The following is a 23,860-nucleotide window of genomic DNA, read 5'->3' as shown; positions in this document are numbered from 1 at the left end:
GAATGTCACCAACGCAGTTTATCTATCACCCCAAAAGGAAGTAATGACGGGTGCAAATTCCGATGTATCGGTACTGGATGCTGGTTGGCAAATATATTTTGCACGATTCTCGATCGCCAATATCCGATCCGTATCCCGCACATACAAAGGAACCATCATTTCTCGTTGCTCAAGTAATTCCTGCAACCCAATTTCCATCTCCCTACCCTGGTGAAACAAAACACGCGCTGCTTTCTCCACCATCCTCGCTAACTCTGCACCAGTGCAATTAACAGTTTTATTCAGAATAATCCGCCATTCCTTCTCTGTTAGCACATCATCATGTTTATACCGCTCATCAAATCTGGTAAGATGCAGCATCAAAATTTGCTTACGCTCGATCGCTTGGGGAAATCCCACGTAAAATATCTCATCAAACCTTCCCACCCTGGTTAATTCTGGTGGTAGCGCATCAAGTCGATTCAGAGTTGCAACAACAAACACCGCACTGGTTTTATCCTGTAACCAAGTCAACAGCGTCCCCAGAATTTGCCGAGAACTAATGTCTTCCCCCGATTCATTAGATGCAGTAAATAACTTATCGAACTCATCAAAATACAGTACCACAGGAGCGCAGGCTTTCACCCGTTCCAATAGCTGCTTGAGATAAATAGCACCACCTGCGATAACTGCTGCGGTATCAACAGTCACTAGTGGGAGAGTGAGGATTTGTGCGATCGCACTCGCAGCGAGAGTCTTTCCCGTTCCCGGTGGTCCCACAAGCAAACAACCTTTGGGGAGAGAAATATTAGCATCTCGCGCTTGGGGTAAAAAGTCGTATTTGACATTTTCGATATACTGTTTCAGCAAATCTAAACCACCAAAATCCGGAGAATTAGGTAAGCCAACAAAATTAAGATTGAAAGAACGAAAACGATTGATTTTATATTCGAGTAAATGTTTAGCTAGAACATCAATTGTAGGTCGATCGCAGGAGTGCAACGCTAGTTTTAATCCTAAACGGATTTCTTCTTGGGTCAAACCACTACTTGCATTAACTAATATCGAATTATCGGAATTATCAAAATCTGGATATAAAATTAAAACATCATCAACAATATCAGAAATCTCACCCTGACTGGGTAGTGGCATAGATATAGATGGAACTAAGCGATTTAAACTATCAGGTAGCTGAGTAGCATCATTTGAAATAATAATGAGATACTTACCAGTATGATTATTTTCTAATTCAAAATAGATATTGACAAGATGAGAACTTATCTTGCGAACATCTGGGCTATTTGCAGATAGTAAATTCTCAAATAAAAAAACTCCAGCTTCTCTAGAATCCAAGAGATAATCAAAGCTAGTAAATAGGGTTTGATATTGAGTATGTAGATTAACATAATCTATTTTATGATTCGACCTAAATCGAATTAGCTTCAAGCATCCCCATCCCGCAGTCCATAAATATAGAGGGATATTTTTACGAGCAGTGCATTCAACATAGATTTTTCTCAACAAATTCATTCTTTCTTGGATTTGAGTGTTTATACAGATCATTGGAACACCAGAATCCATTAGCAAGTTCAAATCAGATAAACTATTCATAGATTAAATTACCTCTCTTGATGATTAGTTGATTTGAGAGAATTTACGGCTTCTTTTTGAGAGCTTGCTTGTAATTTAGGTAAGATTTGCTCAAAATAAACTAAATCTCGCTCATTCATATTACTCTTTACCTTACCTCCAGCTTTTTCAAATAAATTGCCCCTTCCATCATTCGCTTCAATAATTGCATTTCCATCAGGATTAGCTTGCCATTTATAAGAAAATGCACCATCAATTACGACTTCCTTTTGTTGTATAACAGCATATTGTACAAGTGCATTTGTAATCCTCTCAACACGAGCAAAATATTCTGCTTCCTGTTTTCCTGCTGGAGCAAAGGATGCTGGAACAAATTCATTTCGTTGTAGTGAAGTTTGTAATGTTGTCAAATCCTTAATATGATTATTTTCAAGATTACTGCTCTCAACTCTCAACCCTAAAGGAGTCGAACTAAACTGCATTATTTGTCTGTTTGTTGCCAATTCTTTAATTTCATACAGCGAACCACTACGATAAATTTGATAATCACCAGCTTGATACTGGCTATCTCCTGTTTGCGTTTGGAGGTGAAATAAGCTTTTGATTGATGCTGCAAATTGATGCTGAGTTGAGTTATCTTGAAACTCACGTATTCCGACTTTCACAGCAGATGTGAAGCTAGTAATAACGATAGAAGCATTATTCTTGATTTGTTGCCACCATGATGTATTTTGTGGTTGCTGTAATCGTTGTTGGATTAACTCTTGATACAAACTTCTTTCCTGTTGTAATGCTTTAATTTCTGATTGTAATTGCTCCATTTCTGCACTTAATAAAGTTTTTAATGGGCTATCTTCTAAAGCTTTTAATGATTCGGTAACTCGTGTTGAGCCTGAAATCTGGGGTATGCTGTTATCAATTTCATTATTTTTTATTGATGTAGATTCTGGATAAATAATTTGATTACTACCATTCTTATTTTCTAAACTATTAATCTCTTCTATTTTTTCCTGGTTGATATCTCTAACAATTTCCGACTGCAATAATTGATTAATAATTACTTTTCCATCTTTATCTGACTGTAAGACTATTTCCCCATCTAACTCAACCCTCTTATTAATTGCACCCTCTACTACTTCTCCAACTGGCGTAGAACGTAATTGTTGTAATTGGGTAATGAGTTGAGGATTTAAAAGTTGTCCCGATAAACTTAAAAGATCATCACGAAACTGACTATCATCATGTCCATAAACTAATTTATCATTATCAAATATTTTCAATCCTTGTTTATCATTATTATCTTGTTTTGTATCTAATAATGCTCTGAGCAACACTTCAATTACTTGCTCATAATACTGCTGCATCGAATTAGCATCACCAGCATCCACAACAAATATATCTGGCATCACAATAATTCTCCAAATGCTATAGCTAATATTTGTAGTCGGTTGACTACTAACTCAGAACCAACATAAAGTACAGCTAATTCTCCATCTAATAACCAAGCTATAAACTCACTTTCTTGTTCGAGGTTGCGTGTAGATTCATAGGATAAAGAGCTATTAATCCTTCCTGTTAGTAATCCATATTGATCAAACACTTCTATAACTCTGGGAATATAATGTATTCCAAACTGTGGTTTATCTATAGCTTGGTTAACCATCGTCAACCATTCGGGATAAAGCGATAATACAGATAAAGTTTTGTTGTTAAGCCTTACTTTTAACGCTTCCATAATATGAAACCTAGAAAATATTTTTTAATTCTTCGACAGAAGGAACATTTTTATTATCTTCTGGCATTGGAAATAATTTTTCAGCTAATTCTCTCCGTTCTAAAAACTGTTGGGAACGTTCTTCATCGCTAATTTTAATTCCATTGCATTCAATCAATTTTTCTCTAACAAAATCCCACTTATTTTCTGACCAATTCATCTCTTCAATATCAGATTTTGGTACTTTCATCGCTTGCAGCAGAGGAACATAAGCCTCATTCCCACGGGTGTAAGCTGGGTTAATTACCACCGCTCTCCCCGTTCCCATCTTGGCGAATTGTGCGGGTTCCAATAAATGTCGTTTTTGGTGGTGTTCATTACTACTGCGGGAACCTCCCCCTTTCCCCGTACTGCGAGATTTAGAATTAAACTTAATTTCCATCTCTCCTAAATAATCACTGAAAAGCTTTGCTGATTCGGGATCTTGGGGATTAAAGATAAACTTGGTTGCAGTACCACCCAGAATTGCCCTTGCTAATTCCTTACCGTATACTTTCTCCAACTGAGCAATATTTTGATACCCCAAAATCCCTACAAAACCATCTTCACGTCCCTCATTCAGCCAATTAACGAGTGCTGGTAAATAGAATGTTGGTAACTCATCCAAAGCAACTATTAGAGGATCTCTACGCGGTACAGTCCGGGTGATATTCCGTGTCACAATCATGTGGAGGATTGCTGCAAGTAGGGGACTGACAATATCTCTGTTGTTTCTATCCAACCCAAAAATAATTAACTGTTTCCCATCTAAATCCAGTGGTAGCGTTGTTTTCCCACAGAATGCACCAACAAAATCACGTTTGAGAAATCTTTGAAACATTCTTTGTGCAGTTCCAATAATTGACGCAGCAGTCTTCTCCGAATCCTTAACACTGATTAACTGCGATAATGGTCGAGAAGTCCAAACTTTGAGCTTTTCTTTTGATGCTAATTCCAGCCTTGCTGCTAAATTAGGTAAAGATAGAATTGCCTGTGCCATCATTAAGTCACAGTATTTAGCCTCACCAGTTAAGGTTTTAATTGCTTTGGTGACAAGTAAAATCCCCTCAACTAAAGAATCCCCTGCTTCCTCAAAAAACTTGTCACTACTAGCATTTCCACCTCTATCGAAGTTGCGGGAGATAACTTGAGTAATTTGCCCAGAGGAAATCGCATCCTCTTCATCTCGTAGTAAATCCAAAGGGTTACAAGTTTCGCTTTCTGGAAAACCCGGTGCAAATATCTTCACGGTGTAACCCCGCTTCATCGCATAAGCAACAGCGCGTTTGGTTTGTGCTGGAAATTTGAAATCGTACAGTAGCATGGGGAATCCCTGGTCAAATGTGCTACGGATTAAAGGGTCGATTACGGAGAAAGTTTTACCAGAACCAGCTGCACCAATTACCGCTATTCCTCTTTGTGCGTCGGGAACATATAGAGTAGGGTTTGCAGAAGAGAAGGGAGGGAAATTATTTGGTTGGGTCTTGATAAAACCCGATCGATACCATTGTTTTTGGAGATTAATTTGCATATTACGAGGAGTTCCAATATACAAAGCAACCGAGTTACGAGTTGGTTTAGCTATTTGCTTTTTAGCCTTATATGTAGCTCTTGATTTTTCTTTACCACCACCCCAATAACTTGTTGCAACTTTGCTTTTATTATTGGTTTCTGAGACTAGCTTGGAAAGGGCGATCGCAACAAAACAAGCTAACAGCATCAAACCAGATTGCGATTTAACTAAATTGGGTAGTCTCTCGATTTGTAAGCTAGAATTAGCTGGCTGAGTTTGCGAGTAATTCGACATATAGTTAATCCTCTGTCTTCAAATCCTTACCGACTTCTGTTAAAGCTTGATTCAAACGTATATATTTATCTGTGTGATGACAATATCTAGTTCTAGAAACAATATTTGTTGTTGATGTTGCTTGTGTAATTATCAAACAGGGAAATCCAGAATTATCGATATCAGTTGTTTGAATTAAATTTTCCTTCTGTGGTAGGTAGGGATTAGCAATAAATTCTAAAAGTATATTTCCCGATTCGTTATAAACCGAGTATAAGCATCCAGCAGCACCACAAAGCTGGGAAGAGCGATAATCGAAAATATATAAATTTCCATCAGAGCGAGATGGGATTGTTAAAACTTTAACTGATGAAATATCAAAATTGCGAATTGATTTTTGAGATAATACTGTTTTTAATAAAGGCTTTGGTGCTAAATTCTCCGCATTCTGCCAACCTTTTGGCTTTTTATGTGGAGATAGATAGGTAATCAAAAATGAAGCAGCAAATGCGGCTACTGCAACAAATAAGATTAAAATATTAACTCGATAATTGCCAAGTTGAATATTTGAAGTTTTACCAATATTTCTCAGCATGGTAAATACATAGATAAAATTACAAACAATTCATGGATTGTAAATTCTGCGTGTATTTTATTTTTGCTTTTTCTCCGTACTCTTTAACTGTCTTTACATCACTAGGGTTAATAGCTTGGTAATCGATTACAATATTTGTACCTGCAAACTGCATTTGAGCCGCACGTTCAATTAATCTATCTCCAGTAAAGTTTTTACCTGTAGTCGGGTCAATTTGTTGCGATGTTATGGATAGTAAATCATTCGTCTTGGACTCAATTAAAGTTTGTTGTTCGGACGGTGAAAAATACTGTGTCATTTCCTCACCAGTAATTTGTTCTCCAGAATCTAACTTTGATAAAAATCCTTGACCACCAGCTTTATTCGCAATAATTTTCCGTACATCTGGATTTGACGACATCAACTGCATTGCACCAATAGCGCGTCCACAATTTCCAGAGGAATTACACCCATAATTACCAACAAAATTATAATTATTTTGCGTGCTTGATAAAGCCAAACTCAGAGCATCAATATTTGCACCAGATACATGCATATTTTTGCAATTCTCTTTTGATGCTGGGATTAAATTAGCGATAGCATCCTTATTTATATTGCTAGTAATGGGAGAATGATTAAATCTAAAACCACTACTTTTTAGTCCTGTGGGATTAGAAATCGAGTTGCGTTCGCTGTCGATTCTACCCAAAAATATCGGTTCTTTTTCTTTATAAGTCATAAACGGAACGGGACCGATAAAATAGGGGGTACATCCCAAATCGACGAAATTATTCCGCATACAGACTCGGAAAAATAATGACTGAGAAATCATACCATCAACTTCCGAAACATCCCAAACTGCTACTTTAAAAGCATCTCCAAAAGGGTTCCTACCTGTTGGTTCCTTTCCACCGTTAATAGAACCGAGAATACCCTTACCACCCTTAACTAGTTGATATTTACCGCTAATCCAAGCTTTTCCATTTACCGCAGGGGAACCCGATAATTCAGTATGAGCGCAATCTTTGTCACAGGGTACAGCGAAACCTTCTTTGTTACTTCCGGAGATAGTTCGTTCTCGTTTTTGTTCATCGGTTGCAAAGGCAACATCAACTATTCCAACTTCTGCACCAACTGGGTTGATGGGGTTAGGAAACTGGGAGAAAGGAACTTTATTTAGTCCGGGAATCTCCGAAATATACACACCTTGCCATTTATCAAAACTTGCGATCGCAGTTATTGATAAATTAGGAATTGAATCAAGATTATGGGGTTTTAAATTCAAGGATTTAAAACTTAACTTAGCTAAATGAGGTGATTGTTTGAGTAAATTGCCAATGGTTTGGTTAGTATCGAAAGATGTTGATAAATTTTGCGAAAGTAAATCTAAAACTGGTTTGACTTGGGAGATGGGAAAATCTTTTAACTCTGGAATAGCTTTGACCAAAGTATCTAAAGTTTGCAATTTAATTACACCAAAATCATCCAAGCTAATTTTCTCTAAATCCAGATTCGCAATTTGAGAAATATCAGTCAGTGATAATTTTTGCAACTTGAATGAATCTTGAAAATCGCCCAACATTGTAAGTGAATCTGGTTTTTGTCCAGCCTTCCAACTACGAGAGGGATCATATCCTAATTTATCTTTGACATTTGCAGGTGCTTGAAATGAGCCAGGTTCGCTAATTGCTGGCATATTTGAAAAAGTAATTTTATTCCAATCAGGTAGACGAGTTTTTTGCCAATTAATAGTGGGGATTTCTGTTTGTTTTGGTAGAGTGTTAGATATACTTTGTTGTTGCCATAAAATTAGAGTTATCCCAGAAACTACTAGTGATAAAGATAATCCTGTAATAGATGATAAATACTTATTTTTTAATTTCATTTTCTCAAACCTACCTTCTTTAATGGATTATCTTGCATGATTTATAAAAGTCTCAGTATTTCCTAATTCAATTAATCGATTCACTAACTGTATTGAAATTCCATTATTGTGAGCAGCAATATTTATTGATTCTCCCGCTCTCAGATTCGTTAAAAAGTTATCAATCCTGTTCCACAAAGCTGATTCAGGAATAATCAAGCGTTGTTTTTGGGCAATAATCAAACCACGGCTAATTTTCTGTAAATTCCTAATATTATTGATGCTTGAAAAATTTGTAGATTCTGGAATTGTATTTATAGTTGAGATAACTTCAATCGTGTGATAATTCGGTACTTTATTCCCTACTGCTACTCGAAATAAATATACTTTTCGTCCCGATTTACCTTTAGCGATCGCAGTTAGTAAACTTGTACTTGTGCTCGGTAACTGCGGCAGCTTTAACCGATTTATTTGCCGCAAGTGTATGACTGTCGCTCCTTGTTCTTGGCATTGCTGTGATAATCCAGTTAGACAACCATCAACATCCAGGGATACAAATGAAGGATTATCTAACCACACTTTTTCCACTATTTCACCACTTTTAATAAATGAAATATTCACCCCATATCCTGGTGATAATTCAATTTTTGGTATCCGTTGAGGGCTATTATTAGTAGCTATATCTGCTGAAACTTGCTTTACACCTTGTTTAATTTCAGCAGCAATTGTTGGTGATAAATTAAATAAAGGTAACGATACAAAGCAAGCAAATACTATATTTCCCCACTGCCTAATGCCCTGTTGGTGAGCGTTCAACTGAGCGCTCACACCTAAGTCTTGTCGAACCACTGCCTATTGCCTCCATTTAAAACTGAAATGTCTGATTGACAAACACTTGAACCTCAGTACCCGCTTTGACGAACCAAACATCCTCTCTCCGTTGAATTTCCTGTAATGCTTGTTGATTGCGCTGCAATATCTGTTGGGTTAAGGGTTCAAATCCTCCTTCCAAAACTGCTCCCAAAATATTGGAACGATTTCTTCTAATTGAAGAGAAAGAAGTTGTACCACCGAAACCGCTATTCGTTGAGGTTTGTTCTTCCTTGGGTTGATTGAGAACCTTACCAACTTTTGCTAACGAACCAACCGCAAAGGTTTCCGCATCCCGTGAAGCGATTTCTCCACCTTTATTACCCCAGGAAGAAGCTATTAAAGGTTGACCAGATTTACCCCGAATTGCGATCGCTCCTTCGGGTAATATATATTCATTCCCATCAATTACCGCTCCTGTCGCTTCCAGTTCAACAAATCCTGATTTCTGAATATCTTTGACTTGAACTATTATTTGTGTTGCTTTTGGCAAAATAACCAAACCTTCTTTGGTAGTTAAAGGTTTAGAAAGTTGAATGATAAATTTATCTTGTTGTGGTTGCTTGGCAGAGTTAACAGCAGCACTATTAGGCTGATTTTTAGTCCAAATTAAAGGTGTCACTAATTTTCCAGAACTAGATGAACCTACTGTTAATTGTTGTGTTTCTGGATTACCAATAATTAAAGCTTCTTCTTCATGAAGTGGTTCAATTTCCAAATCATTAGTTGTGGGAACTATTTGATTTGAATTTGATGTTACTGAAATTAAAGTAGCACTGGGAATACTTGGTGCTTGTTGTTCATTAAGTGTGGTATTAGTCGTATTATTTGGCAGAGATTCAGAATTAGATGCAATTTCAACATTTCCATAACTTCCCAAACTGCTAATTTCCCTCCATTGCTCCATTGGGTTAATATCTTTTTCCTGTTTGGTTAAAGATTTAGACACAGATGCTGGATTTACTTGATTTTTAACTGGTTGATTTCTCGATGTATAAGGAATATTACGAGGTTTGTAGCTAACTCTTTGAGGGATTGAACGCGGTATATAAGCAACTTGATTTCTTGGTACTTCTCTTGGAATAATCTGAGAAGATACAGTTTTGCTGCGCTGATTTATTGTTTGAGTATTGCGTCTGACAATCTGGGTTTTAGGACTTTTGGAACGCTCCACTGATTTGATTTTGTCAGCTTGGGTAGAGAGTGCTAATTCAGCTTTAAGTTTTCCTGTTTCTGTTGCTTGAGAATTATCAGCAATTTCTATCTTTGGCTTATCTACTTCCTGGTTAGCAATCGTAGGTGCAATCTTGGGTTTACCCGACATAATACTATTTAAAACCGTTGCAGCAGCACCGAAAACAACGAGCATTACTAAACCCACTGCACCAAATTTGGCGAAAGGATTACCGTAAAAAGTCGGCTGGGTTTTACCTACTTGGGGATCATCAAATAATTCATGAGTAGCAACTGGGTTAGAAGCTAAATTTTGACTATTTATTTCTACTTCCGGTGATTCTTCTGAAGCAACAGGTTTTGTTTGGTTTGATAATTGATTCTCATCATTTAAACCAAGTAATTTTGCAAAACTTGCTTCATCCCAATTACCATTCAATTCATGATTTTCCGTTTCCTGTTCTGGCATTATAAATTCTCCTGTGGTAAATCTCGAATTGCATAAATTTCCAATCCACTAGCACGAACTTGATAAATTACGGCGGCTAAACCATTAATATTTGCTGGAGATTCGGGAGCTTCGACTGCTCTAACAAATATCTCTTTATTAAAGGGTATTACTTCTCCTAAATTATTACCCTGATCAAATATAGTTAGATTGGCAATCATTTTTACTTTCCATTTACCCTCTTCAATTTTTATTGGTGACTGGATTGAAAGTGGGACTAAAACAACTTGGGTTTTACTTTTAAAAACTCCTGGTGGTGTCATGTCAGCTAGCATTTTTAAAAACTCTTTACGAAAATCTTCTGACAATGCGTAGGATGCTTGCCATGCTGCCGATGTCACTTTATTTCCCCTGAGTCCCCGCTCTCCAATACTGATTCCCTTATCAGGTTTCGGCTTTGTACTTTCTTCAACGTTGGTAGGTGGTAAATTTCCCGACCAATTCATCATTAAAGTCATGGTGTCGGAGACAAAATGTGATACTACTTGTGGAGTGCGATCGCTATTTCCCAATGGTGCTACTTTTATTGATTTTCCCGTTTCCAACTGCACCAAAGAGGGTGGTGGCTTTTTACTCAATTGTGAGTAGGAACCGTAGATTAATATCAGGAGAAAGAAGGTAATCAGATGTAATCCGAAAGTTCCAACTGTAAATAATGCTAGAGTATCGCCAGTTGAGAATCTTTTAGATGCACGATTTAAAAATCTAAGTCTTTTATGTTGAGTAGATTCTGAATTTAGATTGTTCATAACTATTATGGCCTATTAGCCGTTAGCCATTAGCCATTAGCTTGGGAAAATAATGTTGTTTTATCCTGAGAATCTGTTGATTAATTATCAAATAAATTGATTTATTAGCTAACCGCTAATAGCTTCATTTGCTAACCATTCTCGTGACAAAATTAGAAAGACCAAAACTCGCAATACTGGAAAAGCTTCTAAAAACTGCCATTCCTCCACCTGCGGCTAGAAGTACAGATAAAATTGGAGCTAGAACACCGATTGCAAATGCAAAAATCATCGGGTCATTATTATCGGCATTCAACACCATTGTGGCAACCAAACCAGAAATAATATTGAAACAAAGCTTTATCATTCCCACCGAAAAGAAACCTGTTAACCATGCAAAAATCGCTTTTTGACCAACTGGAAGTAGGGAACCTCCGACAGCTAATGGTCCCAATAGCGCGGTTAACAACATACAAACTTCGATTATCCATTGGAATGCGATCGCTAGGGCAAACAACCAACCTCTCACCGCTAACTGAAAAATGTTAGTGTTGAAAAAATCACTGATGCTTTTCACCCATTCAGGACGATTATCTTGGTCTAAATCAGCTTCAATCTCCTTTGCTTGTGCAGCAGCGTTTTGTAAGCATTCAGCTTGTTGTGTGGGGTCTGCGATCGCATTACATTGATTAACAAGTGATTGAATTGCATCTCCTTTTCCAGTTTTGAGCATTATTTGCTGATAAGCTTCTTGGAGTTGAATGGAGGCAGATGTGGAAGCCAAAAGGGTCTGATTTGTTTGATTAATGACTGTTCTCAATCCTTTTGTCGCAGTCGCTAATGGTTGACCATTATTTGCTAATAAAGCAATTACGACGATTGTCCAGATTAGTTCTGTAAATCCCTTGGAACTGTCCCCGTCAATCATTTCTTTTGTCCATTGGACGATGAAAATCAGGAGAGTACCAACTGCAAAGAAGATACCCAGATTTGCGATCGCACTGTATAATCCTCCTTGTAACACGTCATCCCACAACTTATCGATTGACTTAGCGACAGCTTCGCTAGCAGTAATACCATCTTCTGTAATAGTAGAAGCTGCTTCTCCGGGATTTGGTGCATTTGTTTGAGAAAAAATTAGTCCGTATCTCAAAAAATAGTAGAACATACGGGTGCATCTTCAATTAAAATAATCTAGCTTGTGACGCTGTGCGTAAATTATTAAATCCCTGTCCAACTACCTGTTTTTGTTGTGCTTGATTTTGTCCATCTAAAGAACGGGAAATGTTAGTCAAGTTGAGATTAGCTAAATCTTGAGATTGTTTCGATTTTAAACCATCAGTTCGCATCGCTCCCAACATTCCTGCTATTTGGGTGTTTTGTTGAGCAATACGTTTCATCACATTTTGCGTCACAACTTCATCCTGGGCAGCTTCTCCAGAGTTTTCAACTTGTTCGAGAGAAGTTTGAGTTTTTTCAACTTGTTCTTGAGTGCGTTTTTGACCTTCTTTGCTCAAAGTGCTATCGGAATCAGCACGAGTAATTTGACGGTCAACTTCATTTGTTGCTTTATCAACACTATTAACTGCGCTATCATTTGAAGCTACAATATCTTCAATTTTCCCCCTTACTTCTGTTGCATCAGGTAAACCCAATGCACCAACTGATTCATTCACTGCTGATTGTAAATCTCCCTGTAATGAATCAGACAAGTCTCCTAATTTTTGAGAAATAGTCGAGGAAACATATTTATTTATCGAACTTAACTGTTCTTGCCACTGGTCAAATACTTTTGTAAGTGGATTTGATATCTCTAACGCCGATGCACTGGAAATACTTACTGTCGAAATTACACCCATCCCAACTATAGCAATTCCTAATTTATTTGGCTTTTTCATATCTCAATCATTCGCTTTCTATTAATTGCTTAGAAAATTCTGCAATTGCCATAAATTTATCTGAATATTTGAGTAATGCTTGTGTTCTCCTTTCTTGTTCTGAGGGATTATTTGCCACTACTGCGAGTAAATTAAACGGCGGATAATAACGACAGAAAGTAAATACTCCATTATCATCCAGCAACCATTGCGAGTAAAAACCCTCCTTTTTAGGAAAAAAACTTTCTGTAGCATTGCGAGAAATAATCTCTTGAGGATATTTCAAAATATTCTCAAAGCTATCAATAGCAGTGGGTTGAATTCGCCCAATTAACCGAGTAGTTAAGTTTTGAAAAATCTTTGCTCCCGATGGAGATTTGGCAATCGTATCGGGGTCTTGGGCAGATAAAATAACCCTAATCCCTGCTTTTGCACCATTAGCACAAAGTCTACCAACTAAAGACGCGATCGCATCAAATTCAAACAAAATTGGGCTTTCATCGATGAAAAATATGCTTGCCGGAGATGCTAAAGCTCGTCGTAATGCTGCACTGTAAGCACTTAAACTCAAAATTGCTGCATCTTCATCGTTCGATAAATTGCGTAGTGCAAAGATGAGTAAACGAGCATCACTGCGGAATGTGGAAGGTTGTGCCAAAGCTTGTCCTACCCGTGATGAAAGCCAAAACCTTAACCTTAAGCGTATGGTTTCCAAAGCAGCTTTTGTATCCCCTGTGAGGGAATCTAACCGCAAGCGTTCGTGGGAGCAGAAACCCAAAAAGTCATGCAATGTAGGCATTACAGACCATTCGTCCGAACCAAAGCCGTTAGTATATGCAGCCGCATAGCGATCGCGTATTAATTCATCTCCAAAAAATGCTTTCAAAGCCAAAGCAATAAGCGAACGCACGTTATCTGTAAGCACATTCGATTCCTGACTACCTCGACGATTCCCCGAAACCATTGCCAAGATTGCATTTGCAAGAAAATCTTTGTAATCTTCAAACCTTTCAAGCTGCAACTTTGTTGGTAAATCCCGCAAGTTTGGTAACTCAAACAAGTTACTTGATTCCTTACCGATGTCAAAATACGCACCATCTACTCCCATGAATTGGGTATAGTCGGTAAAAGTGCTGGTTCCATCTGGTTTCGGGTAATCCATTGCTACCACTGGCATCCCATGTGCTAAGGCTTGAGTGAGGATTCCAGAAGCCAGAACACTCTTACCTGCGCGAGTTGTGGCAAACAACCCTAAATTCTTATGTTGGCTATATAAATCAAGAAATACTGGTGTTCCTCCTTCTTCTGCAATTAACTCGAAACCTCTACTATCCCCGGCTTTGGTTCGCACCAGTGGCATTAATCCCGGTACTTCACCACTCAAATACAGCAACCTTCGATTAAAAGGTGCAGTCATCAAGCGTTCCCAAACTACTGGTAAAGTTTGTAACCAAATGCGCCAGGGATATTCGGTTTCTCTAACAACCCAAGCTGGACGGAGAAAGCAGGATTGCAGGTAACGGCAGGCTTCCTCTAATTGTTCGCGGGTTTTGCGATATACCAAAAACACAGTCGCAACATGAATTGGAACAGCACCTTCATAGAGTTCTTCTTGAGCAGCAACAGATTTTTTGATATTAAGTAGAGATTTTACGTCAACTGAGTTCTTCTCTTGTGCGATCGCTGCTGATGTGTTTGCTTGTTTGGTCAAGCGTTGCATATTGGTTTTTACCAACGTCTCATTAGCCCGCATCAACTGACAGTAAATCTCGGTGTCGTAAATCCGCTCTCTCGACAAAACCTCCCACAAATAACGCATCTGTCGTTCTTTATCAACCCAACCACCCGGTTTGTCAGCAAAAGTCAAAGCAGCAATATATTTTTCCTGGAGATGCACCCAACGACGATCCGCAATAGGGATGGAAGATTCGGACTCCATGAGTAGGGATGCGGGAGAAACATCCGAGTAAATTTCCTCACGTAGTCCATCTTCATCGAGGGTGAGAAGTTGGGGGATTGAACGGGGTGGTGTGTCATTGAATCGCTGCCAAAGTTTTTCCCAAAGCTGTTCGGCAGTTAGGGGGTGGATATCTAGCCCCATTTTGTTTGATAGTAGTTGTTCCCATAGTTGGAATCCGTCGGTAAAGGATGCGTGTAATAGTCTTTCGATAGCGATGAATTGGAGTTCGTTGATTTCGCCTGTGAATGATTTCCAAGAACGCTCTAATTTCGAGAGAACTTTTTCAATAACATCACTTGTGCCAGTGCTATTGGTTTCAACGGTGTAGGTGCAATAAAGACGTAGGTTTTTCGGTTTGCGAACTCCTTGGTTTGTTAGTTGTTGAGTACGGCATCGTTCTCCCATCAAGAGATATTGCAGTTCTTTGTTAGGGGCAATATCGCTTAAATTGTGAAGTTGTTGCTGTCGTGATGTGTCGTTGGTAAACGAACTGAGATGGATGGTTAAATGTTCGCCATCGGGTAAATCTTTTAAACCTGATTCAATTGCATCAAACACGGGGTCAATTTGTTCGTTGCGTAATGTGGAATGAATACCTGGACATTCAAATCCAAATTGAATCAGGAAATTATCAACTCCTTTGCGTAGGAGATAAGCACCAACTGAACGTCCTTGGAGATTTATTTGCAGCATGGAAAAGGGCGCAAATGAATCTTCTAGAGGAGTGAGAGAAGTTTTGATTTCTCCACTTTCTACAACACGTTTACCAACTTTTTGATATGACACTCACATTACAACCTACTATTTTCTGATTTTGTTCACTAGTTTAGAGTTAGTGGTGCTTGTATCTAGAATTGGCTGATATTTACAACGAATTCTTGTCCAATTAGGGGTAGCAACAAATTTGGATAAAATACGCCAACTACCATTGGCTGTCAAAATCCACCATGTAGCTATTCCCCAAGCGGCTGTACTACAAGTCCAAACCCAATTAAGCCGAAATAAACCATGTATCAAGTAGTAAGAAAGTCCACAAATTATCGCCCAAGGAATTAATTGATCTGCGGGGAATGGTCCGATATTTGCCTGCTTCCCAAGAGTCACATTAACTTTACGGTACTTTAATTTTTCCTCCATATTTTTATTAGTGAGTGGCGAGTAGTGAGTAGTGCAGAGGCATAGCGGCTTGTGGTGAGTAGAATTAACCTCAAATCTTTCCCTCTATTCGCTACTCACTATTCACTACTCACCCTGCTCCCCCTCCTCCTCCAATAATCAAATTTGCTAGAATATCACCCATAGTCACCGCAATCAAAATAATCATTGGTGTTCTAGCTAAATTTTGCCAATCTTCATCCTGCCTTGCCGCTTGGACAACCCGTACTAAAGAAATTCCCAAGTACAGGATAAATAATCCTCGCAGTACATTAAACGACAAAGTAATTGCTGTATCTGCACCTGTGAATTGTGATGTCATCCAAGTTTCGGCATTTTGAAAAAACTGTGCTTGTACGGGACTGGCTAAGACATCTAATAGTAGAAATGTACCCCAAATAATCAAAATAGATGAGGTTATTTTGTAGCTGTGGGAAAATTTTGTGATGATTTTGAAGAAACCTTCTAACTCGCGTCGAAAGAAGATTGAACTCATTCCGAATGTGGAAACAGTCAACGTCGTAATTCCAACCAAACTTGGATTGATGACTACATCTATAACTGTTATAGAAATTGCAGCCAACATTAAGCCTGACAAACGAGCATGATTTCCTTGATGCGAGCCTGTATTTGGGGTTGGTTTCAAAAGCATAGAAATCACAACAAAATTTTCTATATCTACTAATACCGTTCTATTGCTTAAACTTACATCAACCATTTGTGTGATTATTTTTCGAGGCTTTTAGCTTGTAAAATAGCATCAAATAATTGTTTGATATATTACTTTTAGAATACGAATAAATACTTAAAAATGCTGAATCACTGTACTCTATCGCACCAAAATATTAATGTTCTATATTAATTTGAATTGATTCAGTTTTGAATATTACAATTTACATTTCCGTAGATACTGAGACAATACATGGAGAATTTATATCAAACCACTCATCGAGCTATTTGTAGCGTATACACACAACAATCACTGTAAAAACTCCCAGAACCTTATTTGTATTTTCTAGCTGAAAATAATTTCAGTATTCGGATATCGCTGGCATCATTAAATACGTATATTCTCAAGATTTGAATTGATATATTTTTTCGCTATAAGTCTCTTCAGAGTATATATAAACGGTATTATCTTCAAATATTTAATTTGAATATTCAGTCAATAAATACACAAGTGTATATTTATTATTAGTTCTCACCCGAAGGGGAAATGTCAAATTAGTTTCCAAGATGTATTCTCAAGAAAGATGATTTATTCATAATCCTTCATGGCTCCAAGTCTGATTGCACTCGCCAAATTTTGATGTCAAGTTTCATGTTTCATGACATCTGAGTTTTCATCACATAAATATTTTGTATCTTCCTTTCTTCAAAATCTAAATTTCAATGTGTGTGTGATCTGCGGATTCGATAACAGCACAAGTCCATATTTAGTAAATATTTGAAAATTAGAGGGATTTTGAGTGTGCAAAATTCTCCCAATAAAACCGCATCATATCCACAATATCCATTGGTGAATAAACAAATTGCAGCAAAAATGACTGGCTTATCTGCGGAAACCTTAAAAAGATATCGATTAGGAGGGTTACTGCAAAAAGATATTCACTGGGTCGCTATAAATTCCAGGGTTATTCGCTATAATATTGCCCTGGTTCTTGATTGGTTACAAAACAAAGATAGTAATCCCCAGGGACACATCAATGCGATTGAACGCTACTTAGAATGTCTTCCTTCTGGATGGAAAAAGCCCCGGATAAGAAGGTTGTCGAATCAAACCGAACCATGAATGCTATTTGTAAAGGGAAAGCCTGGGACAAGTTTGAGACAATGAGCGAACTGATAAAAGCCATTCTGGCATCCAAGAAACAGCGCTTTGCGATCGCCAATCGGGGAAAGCCTGATTTTAAACTTTGCAAAAAGCAGGATTATCGGCAAATTAAAGCTGAATCTTACCCTGTTTGCTTGTCAATGTATGAAGATTTATCGAGGGCAACTCCAAATTAGCCCTTATTTGCCGTAGGCTAACAATAAAACTCTTGGGTGCAATGTCAACTCTACCTATCTCGGAAGCCATCATTCGCCATAACTCGAACGCTTCATCCTACAGTCGTGGTGAAGATTATTACCGCCGGGGAGCGGTATATGATGTGAAAAAACGTGGCAACTTGCTCCAAGCATCAGTAGAAGGTAGCGAAATTAAGCCCTATCGAGTCAGTGTAAACTTTGATGCCGAGGGAATCACTTTAGCATGTTGCAGTTGTCCCTACGATTATGATGGCTGGTGTAAGCATATTGTCGCCACATTATTAACCTGTACCCGTGCATCCAATGCAATCACAGAACGTCCCACCCCCGAACAGCTATTAGATAATCTCGACCATTTACAAACTCAAAGTTTAGTTCAAGAATTATTGAGAAAAAACCCAGAATTAATCGATGACATCGATACCTTTGTCAGTTTGCTCAACTCCCCACCCAGCAACAAAAAATCTCCTCGTAGCAAACGCCGCAGTGAAATCGATGTGACACCGATTCGCTCCCAAGTACGGCGGATTTTGCGCGATGGGTTGAGAGAATTAGAATATGGCAGCGAAGATGACCCATTTACCGAAGAATTAACCGCAATTATCGAACAAGCCCAGGAATTTGCCCTGCAAAGTGATGGAACTAGCGCCATTGCCATCCTCGAAGCCATCACATCTACATACGCAGAAGAATGGGACGAATTAGCAGAATATGGTGGTGATTGTTATTCAATTGCCGAACCTCTCAATATTGCTTGGACAGAAGCAATTTTGTGCGAAGATATACCCGAAGCCCAGGCGAGCGATTTGCAAATTATGTTGGAATCCTGGCAAGATGAGATTGCCGCAGATTTCGGTATGAGTCTAGAAGCATTAAAGCAGGGTTGGAATTACGAACCATTACAACAAATCATGGCAGGTAATAATTCCGTACAACTTTGGGAAGAAGATATACGTCCAGATTTTGCTGATGATTTAATAGCGATTCGTTTAGATTTCCTGGAACGTCAAAATCGCTACCCAGAGTATTTGAACTTAGCGTTTGCCGAAGGAATGACGCAGCAATATTTAACCAGACTAGCAGCTTTAGGAAGAATTGAAGAAACCATGTCTGCGGCAAAAACCCAGATGGATACCGCCGAAACAGCCTTTGCTCTGGCTATGGTATTGCGGGACGATGGATATTTGTCGGAAGCGCTGGGAATTTCGCGATCGGGATTGCATTTACCAGGAAATTGTATCTACGAATTCGCCTCTTGGACGAGCGATTTTGCTGGAGGGATGGGAGATACTGCCACTGCGCTAAATGCTAGTATGGTTGCCTTTGAAGCCAAACCATCGTTTCGAGATTATCAAAAAGTCGAACACTTAGCGGCAGAAGCATGGTTACAAATTAAACCAGACTTATTGGAGATTCTGCGGGAGTCGGAAAACTGGTATGTAAAAAGTGCTAAAGTTGATATTTTTCTCCACGAAGAACTAATTGATGAGGCTATAGCAACTGTTAGCAGCGATGGTTATTATGCCTCGGAATCATTGGAGCGAGTTATGGATGTAGCCATACCCCACCGTCCCGATTGGGTAATTGCAAAAGCACGGCAACTGGCAGAAGAAATCATGAATCGGGGAAAAGCCGATCGCTATGATAGTGCGGTTCGGTGGTTGAAAAAAGTTAAAGCTGCTTACGTACAATTGGGTAAACAATCCGAATGGTCTGGCTATCGCGCAGAATTAGAAAACATTCACGGACGCAAACGTAAATTAATGGAATTATTCAAAGGGCTAAATAAAGTATAGGGCGATGGTCACAGACCGGGCATTGACATCCCAAATGCACTGTGAGATTGCTTTACTGCATCGATTCAGTGGGTAATTAGCTGATTAAGGTTAACCACACAAGTTTATCGCTTTAATAGCTGGAATTTCGTAATCAGAGGCATCCGGTAAAACTAAACTTTGCCAATGGAAAACTGCTATCCTTGCCTATGACTTCATTGCAAACTGAACTCCCACCCGAAGTATTAGTAGCAAACACTAGAATCACACCAGCAATCGGAGCCAAAATAGCTAAAAATTGAGTGACTTTTTTCATCATTAATTAACACTAATTCCAATCATGGGTTTCCTCGAATCGCTGCCAATCACCCCAGAAAGGATAGTATTGATAAGATTGTTTTGGTAAACCCATATTCCATTTTGGATCGGGTTTATAAGCAAATCCACTCGAACGAAAGAAGAAACTACTCGTCTGAAGATAGATTCCACCTTTGCCATCATCATAAACTTTCTCAAACTGATAAAAACCAACCTGACAATTTTTTACACAATTGGGGTCTAAGTGTTTTAATGCTGGTTGCGATAGGATAAAAGCGGTATATTGCACTAAATTAGTAGGTAGTAACAAAAGCGTCACCAAGACAGTCCATTTAGTAGCTTTAGTCAATCGCAGCAAATAGGGCTTAATCGGTGGCTGAGAACGATTTTTTCTGGCACAAACTTTTTGCCAAGCATACATTACTAGGAATCCAACAATCGCTAAACCAATCGGAATAAATAGCAAATCATCGATTGCGCCAGGATAACAACGCAGCCACAGTAACCATAGACAAATAGCATTTATTAATACACAAAATAATAGGCGCATGGTCGTGATATAAGTAATTTTATGGATATTAGCGATCGCATTTTACTCCTGATAGTTGGAATTTACACTCAAACAAAAGTCCTCAGCAACTATTGCAAATGGGTAATTCGCCATATTTCTCTATCATTTCCTCTTCTTTTTCTTTTCGCGTATGTATAATTCGATACTCTTGGCTGTCTTCGGTCAGTTGTTCTTCCATCAGAATTCTCCCATCCAGTGCCCATTGCAGATGCTCCGTACAAAGTCCGAACGACCACACTTTGCGCTCCTGGATCTGACCATCCTTATACCACCAAGTTTCAACACCGTGCTTCAAGGTTTGGTAAGTCGCTGGAGATTCATAATAATAGATGAGCCTTCCTTCCTCATTCCATAACTTTCGATAACCTGGTAAACATGTCCTACTGGGGTATGTCTCCTCAGAGGTCATCTGCCCATTCTCCGCCCATTGCCGAATAATCGGTTGACGTGCAACAGGGTTGTAATCCGCGTGACGGCTCATGATCTGGCCATTTTCATAGAATATTTCAAACAAGCCAGTATGGTAACCCCGTTCATAATGTATTCGAGTATAAAGTTGACCGTCCTCATAGTTTTCAAAAGCCCACCCAGTAAATGGCGAACCGTCCTGGAGCAGGCAGTCACCCGCCTCATCATAACTGGCGCGATCACTATCCAGGTCGAGCATTTCCAATCCATCTTCGTCGTACCGCATTCAGCCAAATAATCCCAATGGAATTCTCCCAAAAACACATCTTAGAAATTGAGTTCTGCAAAAAGCATTGCAGCATTGCCTATTGCCTTATCGCCGCTTCGCCAGCACTTCCAATCCTTGCTGGTACATCTGCGCCACATCCGAATCGTCCAAAATTTCCGCCAGATCCAAAACATTCGGATGCACCAAAATACTCGTGTCCGTCTGCAAAAAGATATTGTCTACCACCACTTCCTCGGCGTGTGGGTAAGGTTCCCAATCTGAAAGCGCTAATTGTAGCGTAATTAAGGTCGCTCTAAGACGCACCGCGTTGTGCGTCCACCTACCCCCTTGCAGGGCATAATCCATCTTCCCGATTGGTCTGAGCGGGACAAAGGGCCAAGGATTAAGCACAAAAGAAAAACGCTGAGACAAACCATCAAACTCCGTGACTTTCAGACAGTTTACCTTGGGTACAGATTCCCCTGTGTTGTCGGAAACTAGCATAGTCTTCCCTTCTATCTCCAGGATCGACTCCATGTATTCATCTGCCACGCTCATACGGAGATACTCCAGGATACGCTTTGACTCAACACTAAAGCGATCAGGAATTAGGATAGCACGCTCACCTTCGTCCATCCGACAGACCACACGATCGGGTATCAACATCTGCCTGAGCAGCAACGCACCCAGAATCTTTTGCAGGTCTTCCCAAAAACCTGGACGCAGTTGCTTTTGCGCCCGCCGTTGTTGCCAATCATCTCCTTCATCAGAACCCTGATATGACCATGCAAGGTACATATTGCTAACTCCATAAAAGTCTTTAAAATTGGGAGTCAATAATAAACTTAAAAAAGCTGTTTGGAATAATGATTATTGACTTTAAAGTATTAACCTACTAATTCAAGCAAAATTTGGTTCTACCGATCCCCTTATGAAAAAAAATATATTTAGATGGGAAAAAATGGCTATAACTTAACAAGAATGTATAGCTACAACTCAAGCTAGATAAAGGTTTATGGATTTTTAAATATACCAAATCTGTGAGAGAATACAAGTAAAATAGCCATAAATTAAATTTTCGGTGCTCGCTATGAAGTTTTCCGTAGAGCAAATTCTGAATTTACCAGGGATAAAAGTATTAAATTGTCAAGATATTGAAGGCTTAGGATTAATCATAGAAATACAAGTTGACTCCAAATCTTCTAAATGTCCAAGATGTGGTAAAGCTAGTCATAGTATACATCAGCATCATTGGCGTAATATTAAAGACTTGCCATGGAGTAATCAGCAAGTAATATTAAGAATTGATCGTCGTCAATTTAGGTGCAAAAATTGTCAAAAATTATTTAGTGAGGATTTAGATTTTGTCGATAAACAACGAGGATATACTAAAAGATTTGCAATAGAAATAGTGAAACAAGTGTTAGACAGTAACATTCGTAGTGTTGCAGAGAGAAATGATTTAAGTGAATCAGAAATTCAATCGATGCTAGATTCTTTAGAATCAGATATCAGTTTTGAGACAAGTGAAATAAAGCGTCTAGGTATAGATGAAATTTCTTTAATTAAAGGTCAAGGTAATTATTTAGGAGTATTGGTAGATTTAGACAGAAGAAAACCAATTGATATTGTTGAGTCACGTCGTCAATCAGAAATGACTCAAGCTTTGCAGAGTATGGGTAATGAGGTTTTAGAGCAAATTGAAGAAGTTAGTATAGACTTGTGGAAACCATATAAAAGTTTAGTCAAAGAGTTGATGCCAAATGCAGAAGTAACTATTGATAGATTTCATGTAATGAAACAGGTAAATGATGAATTAGATGCAGCGCGTAAACAGCAAAAAAAAGAAGCAAATTCTCTCAAGAATAAATTAGATAGAGATCGAATATTGGCGGGATTATTAAAAAGTAAATATAGCTTGTTGAAAAACGAAGATTCTTTAAATGAGACTCAAAAAGAAAAGCTAAAAGCAGTTCAAAATGTATCTCCAACTCTATCAAAAATGCACGAGTTAAAAGAGAAATTCAGAAATATATTTAACACTGCTGAATCATGGGGCGATGGGGTACTAAAATTATTAGATTGGATGTATGATTCGAGTTTATACTTTCCGAAAACTATTAGAACAATTTTTAGATGGTTTGGAGATATAGTTGGTTATTTTGAACAAAGAACAACTAGTGGCACTGTAGAAGGAATTAATAATAAGTTGAAGCTAGTCAAAAGATTAGGATATGGTTTCCGTAATTTCGCAAATTTTAGATTACGCTGCTTATTATCTTGGCACTTTAGTGTTAAATTTCCATAAGGGGATCGGTAGAACCCAAAATTTTAACCATCAGTTTTGTATACTATAGGAATCCGGTTTGGTTTTTGAATCTATCTGTTGGGGTGAGGGAGTAGTGAGTAGGGAGTAGTGAGTAGGGAGTAGTGAGTAGGGAGTAGTGAGTAGGGAGTAGTGAGTAGAAACTGTACTGAGTTTTGTTCAATATTCAAATAGGATTCCTATATATAATTATACTTCTACAATTTGTGCTATGAGTTTAGCTGTGAATACTTACATTTTTTCTAAATTACTGTTGGGCTGACACCAACTATTTCTGATTTTTTCACTACGATCTAAATCTCTGCTTTTTTATAGTTTGAAAAGCTTATTTTTCTTTTCCTCCTGG

Annotated in this window: 21 protein-coding genes; 4 read left to right on the top strand and 17 right to left on the bottom strand. The window is 38.4% G+C overall.

All coding sequences use genetic code 11. The features are described 5' to 3' along the window. Positions 1-18 precede the first annotated feature (18 nt). From CAL6303_RS13240 to CAL6303_RS13175, 14 genes are all read right to left on the bottom strand, one after another. Positions 19-1,590: an AAA family ATPase gene (locus CAL6303_RS13240; protein ID WP_015198321.1), complete on the bottom strand. Its 1,572-nt coding sequence runs from the start codon at positions 1,588-1,590 to the stop codon at positions 19-21. A gap of 8 nt (positions 1,591-1,598) precedes the next feature. After that, positions 1,599-2,975, bottom strand: coding sequence for a hypothetical protein (locus tag CAL6303_RS13235; protein WP_015198320.1), 1,377 nt, complete (start codon positions 2,973-2,975; stop codon positions 1,599-1,601). Beyond that, positions 2,975-3,304 carry a hypothetical protein gene (locus CAL6303_RS13230; protein WP_015198319.1) on the bottom strand — a complete coding sequence of 110 codons (330 nt, stop codon included), beginning with the start codon at positions 3,302-3,304 and terminating at the stop codon, positions 2,975-2,977. The genes CAL6303_RS13235 and CAL6303_RS13230 overlap by 1 nt, the downstream gene beginning before the upstream one ends. 10 nt (positions 3,305-3,314) lie before the next feature. Next, positions 3,315-5,129 carry a type IV secretory system conjugative DNA transfer family protein gene (locus CAL6303_RS13225; protein WP_015198318.1) on the bottom strand — a complete coding sequence of 605 codons (1,815 nt, stop codon included), beginning with the start codon at positions 5,127-5,129 and terminating at the stop codon, positions 3,315-3,317. Positions 5,130-5,133: 4 nt separating this feature from the next. Beyond that, on the bottom strand, positions 5,134-5,703 hold the full coding sequence (locus tag CAL6303_RS13220; RefSeq protein WP_015198317.1) for a hypothetical protein: 570 nt from the start codon (positions 5,701-5,703) through the stop codon (positions 5,134-5,136). 19 nt (positions 5,704-5,722) lie between these two features. After that, positions 5,723-7,567: a hypothetical protein gene (locus CAL6303_RS13215; protein ID WP_015198316.1), complete on the bottom strand. Its 1,845-nt coding sequence runs from the start codon at positions 7,565-7,567 to the stop codon at positions 5,723-5,725. 27 nt (positions 7,568-7,594) lie between these two features. After that, positions 7,595-8,395 (bottom strand): hypothetical protein, encoded by an 801-nt coding sequence (locus tag CAL6303_RS13210; RefSeq protein WP_015198315.1) that lies wholly within the window; start codon positions 8,393-8,395, stop codon positions 7,595-7,597. A gap of 16 nt (positions 8,396-8,411) precedes the next feature. Next, entirely contained in the window at positions 8,412-10,058 is a 1,647-nt protein-coding gene (locus tag CAL6303_RS13205) for a TrbI/VirB10 family protein (protein ID WP_015198314.1), read from the bottom strand. Continuing rightward, positions 10,058-10,846, bottom strand: coding sequence for a hypothetical protein (locus CAL6303_RS13200; RefSeq protein ID WP_015198313.1), 789 nt, complete (start codon positions 10,844-10,846; stop codon positions 10,058-10,060). The genes CAL6303_RS13205 and CAL6303_RS13200 overlap by 1 nt, the downstream gene beginning before the upstream one ends. A gap of 124 nt (positions 10,847-10,970) precedes the next feature. Beyond that, the gene (locus CAL6303_RS13195) at positions 10,971-11,993 is read right to left on the bottom strand and encodes a hypothetical protein (RefSeq protein ID WP_015198312.1); all 1,023 of its coding nucleotides are present in this window, start codon (positions 11,991-11,993) and stop codon (positions 10,971-10,973) included. 16 nt (positions 11,994-12,009) lie between these two features. Continuing rightward, entirely contained in the window at positions 12,010-12,723 is a 714-nt protein-coding gene (locus tag CAL6303_RS13190) for a hypothetical protein (RefSeq protein WP_015198311.1), read from the bottom strand. 7 nt (positions 12,724-12,730) lie between these two features. Continuing rightward, positions 12,731-15,448 carry a hypothetical protein gene (locus CAL6303_RS13185; protein WP_015198310.1) on the bottom strand — a complete coding sequence of 906 codons (2,718 nt, stop codon included), beginning with the start codon at positions 15,446-15,448 and terminating at the stop codon, positions 12,731-12,733. 15 nt (positions 15,449-15,463) lie between these two features. Further along, positions 15,464-15,799, bottom strand: coding sequence for a hypothetical protein (locus CAL6303_RS13180; RefSeq protein ID WP_015198309.1), 336 nt, complete (start codon positions 15,797-15,799; stop codon positions 15,464-15,466). A gap of 109 nt (positions 15,800-15,908) precedes the next feature. Next, positions 15,909-16,469, bottom strand: coding sequence for a hypothetical protein (locus tag CAL6303_RS13175; RefSeq protein ID WP_041740526.1), 561 nt, complete (start codon positions 16,467-16,469; stop codon positions 15,909-15,911). An 819-nt stretch (positions 16,470-17,288) separates the two neighbouring features. On the opposite strand from CAL6303_RS13175, the gene CAL6303_RS13170 reads away from it, so the two are divergent. Genes CAL6303_RS13170 through CAL6303_RS13160 form a run of 3 tightly spaced genes read left to right on the top strand, consistent with a single transcriptional unit; the run spans position 17,289 to position 19,644 of the window. After that, complete coding sequence (locus tag CAL6303_RS13170; protein ID WP_015198307.1) at positions 17,289-17,609, top strand: hypothetical protein; 321 nt, start codon at positions 17,289-17,291, stop codon at positions 17,607-17,609. A gap of 41 nt (positions 17,610-17,650) precedes the next feature. Next, entirely contained in the window at positions 17,651-17,827 is a 177-nt protein-coding gene (locus CAL6303_RS13165; RefSeq protein ID WP_158333151.1) for a hypothetical protein, read from the top strand. Positions 17,828-17,868: 41 nt separating this feature from the next. Further along, the gene (locus CAL6303_RS13160) at positions 17,869-19,644 is read left to right on the top strand and encodes an SWIM zinc finger family protein (protein WP_015198305.1); all 1,776 of its coding nucleotides are present in this window, start codon (positions 17,869-17,871) and stop codon (positions 19,642-19,644) included. 307 nt (positions 19,645-19,951) lie between these two features. On the opposite strand, the gene CAL6303_RS13155 is transcribed toward CAL6303_RS13160, so the two are convergent. From CAL6303_RS13155 to CAL6303_RS13145, 3 genes are all read right to left on the bottom strand, one after another. Then, a complete protein-coding gene (locus CAL6303_RS13155; protein WP_015198304.1) occupies positions 19,952-20,491 on the bottom strand; it encodes a hypothetical protein in 540 nt (179 codons plus the stop codon). A gap of 82 nt (positions 20,492-20,573) precedes the next feature. Next, entirely contained in the window at positions 20,574-21,206 is a 633-nt protein-coding gene (locus tag CAL6303_RS13150; protein WP_015198303.1) for a toxin-antitoxin system YwqK family antitoxin, read from the bottom strand. 87 nt (positions 21,207-21,293) lie between these two features. Then, positions 21,294-21,986, bottom strand: a complete 693-nt coding sequence (locus CAL6303_RS13145; RefSeq protein ID WP_015198302.1) for a hypothetical protein — start codon at positions 21,984-21,986, stop codon at positions 21,294-21,296. A 292-nt stretch (positions 21,987-22,278) separates the two neighbouring features. Between CAL6303_RS13145 and CAL6303_RS13140 the strand changes: the two genes are divergently transcribed. After that, positions 22,279-23,496: an ISL3 family transposase gene (locus CAL6303_RS13140; RefSeq protein ID WP_015196011.1), complete on the top strand. Its 1,218-nt coding sequence runs from the start codon at positions 22,279-22,281 to the stop codon at positions 23,494-23,496. The last annotated feature ends 364 nt before the right edge of the window (positions 23,497-23,860 follow it).

It is taken from the genome of Calothrix sp. PCC 6303 (genome assembly GCF_000317435.1).
In the GTDB taxonomy this organism is placed as follows: Bacteria; Cyanobacteriota; Cyanobacteriia; order Cyanobacteriales; family Nostocaceae; genus PCC-6303.
The sequence above is the reverse complement of the archived record's forward strand: the minus strand, read 5'-3'. Positions and strand labels throughout refer to the sequence as shown.

Bases quoted from the DNA above. Each gene is read 5' to 3' on its own strand.
- CAL6303_RS13235 (WP_015198320.1), bottom strand. From the start codon at position 2,975: ATGCCAGATATATTTGTTGTGGATGCTGGTGATGCTAATTCGATGCAG.
- CAL6303_RS13175 (WP_041740526.1), bottom strand. From the start codon at position 16,469: ATGCTTTTGAAACCAACCCCAAATACAGGCTCGCATCAAGGAAATCAT.
- CAL6303_RS13155 (WP_015198304.1), bottom strand. From the start codon at position 20,491: ATGCGCCTATTATTTTGTGTATTAATAAATGCTATTTGTCTATGGTTA.
- CAL6303_RS13190 (WP_015198311.1), bottom strand. From the start codon at position 12,723: ATGAAAAAGCCAAATAAATTAGGAATTGCTATAGTTGGGATGGGTGTA.
- CAL6303_RS13220 (WP_015198317.1), bottom strand. From the start codon at position 5,703: ATGCTGAGAAATATTGGTAAAACTTCAAATATTCAACTTGGCAATTAT.
- CAL6303_RS13215 (WP_015198316.1), bottom strand. From the start codon at position 7,567: ATGAAATTAAAAAATAAGTATTTATCATCTATTACAGGATTATCTTTA.
- CAL6303_RS13225 (WP_015198318.1), bottom strand. From the start codon at position 5,129: ATGTCGAATTACTCGCAAACTCAGCCAGCTAATTCTAGCTTACAAATC.
- CAL6303_RS13145 (WP_015198302.1), bottom strand. From the start codon at position 21,986: ATGTACCTTGCATGGTCATATCAGGGTTCTGATGAAGGAGATGATTGG.
- CAL6303_RS13200 (WP_015198313.1), bottom strand. From the start codon at position 10,846: ATGAACAATCTAAATTCAGAATCTACTCAACATAAAAGACTTAGATTT.
- CAL6303_RS13180 (WP_015198309.1), bottom strand. From the start codon at position 15,799: ATGGAGGAAAAATTAAAGTACCGTAAAGTTAATGTGACTCTTGGGAAG.
- CAL6303_RS13205 (WP_015198314.1), bottom strand. From the start codon at position 10,058: ATGCCAGAACAGGAAACGGAAAATCATGAATTGAATGGTAATTGGGAT.
- CAL6303_RS13240 (WP_015198321.1), bottom strand. From the start codon at position 1,590: ATGAATAGTTTATCTGATTTGAACTTGCTAATGGATTCTGGTGTTCCA.
- CAL6303_RS13140 (WP_015196011.1), top strand. From the start codon at position 22,279: ATGAAGTTTTCCGTAGAGCAAATTCTGAATTTACCAGGGATAAAAGTA.
- CAL6303_RS13195 (WP_015198312.1), bottom strand. From the start codon at position 11,993: ATGTTCTACTATTTTTTGAGATACGGACTAATTTTTTCTCAAACAAAT.
- CAL6303_RS13165 (WP_158333151.1), top strand. From the start codon at position 17,651: ATGAGCGAACTGATAAAAGCCATTCTGGCATCCAAGAAACAGCGCTTT.
- CAL6303_RS13160 (WP_015198305.1), top strand. From the start codon at position 17,869: ATGTCAACTCTACCTATCTCGGAAGCCATCATTCGCCATAACTCGAAC.
- CAL6303_RS13150 (WP_015198303.1), bottom strand. From the start codon at position 21,206: ATGCGGTACGACGAAGATGGATTGGAAATGCTCGACCTGGATAGTGAT.
- CAL6303_RS13230 (WP_015198319.1), bottom strand. From the start codon at position 3,304: ATGGAAGCGTTAAAAGTAAGGCTTAACAACAAAACTTTATCTGTATTA.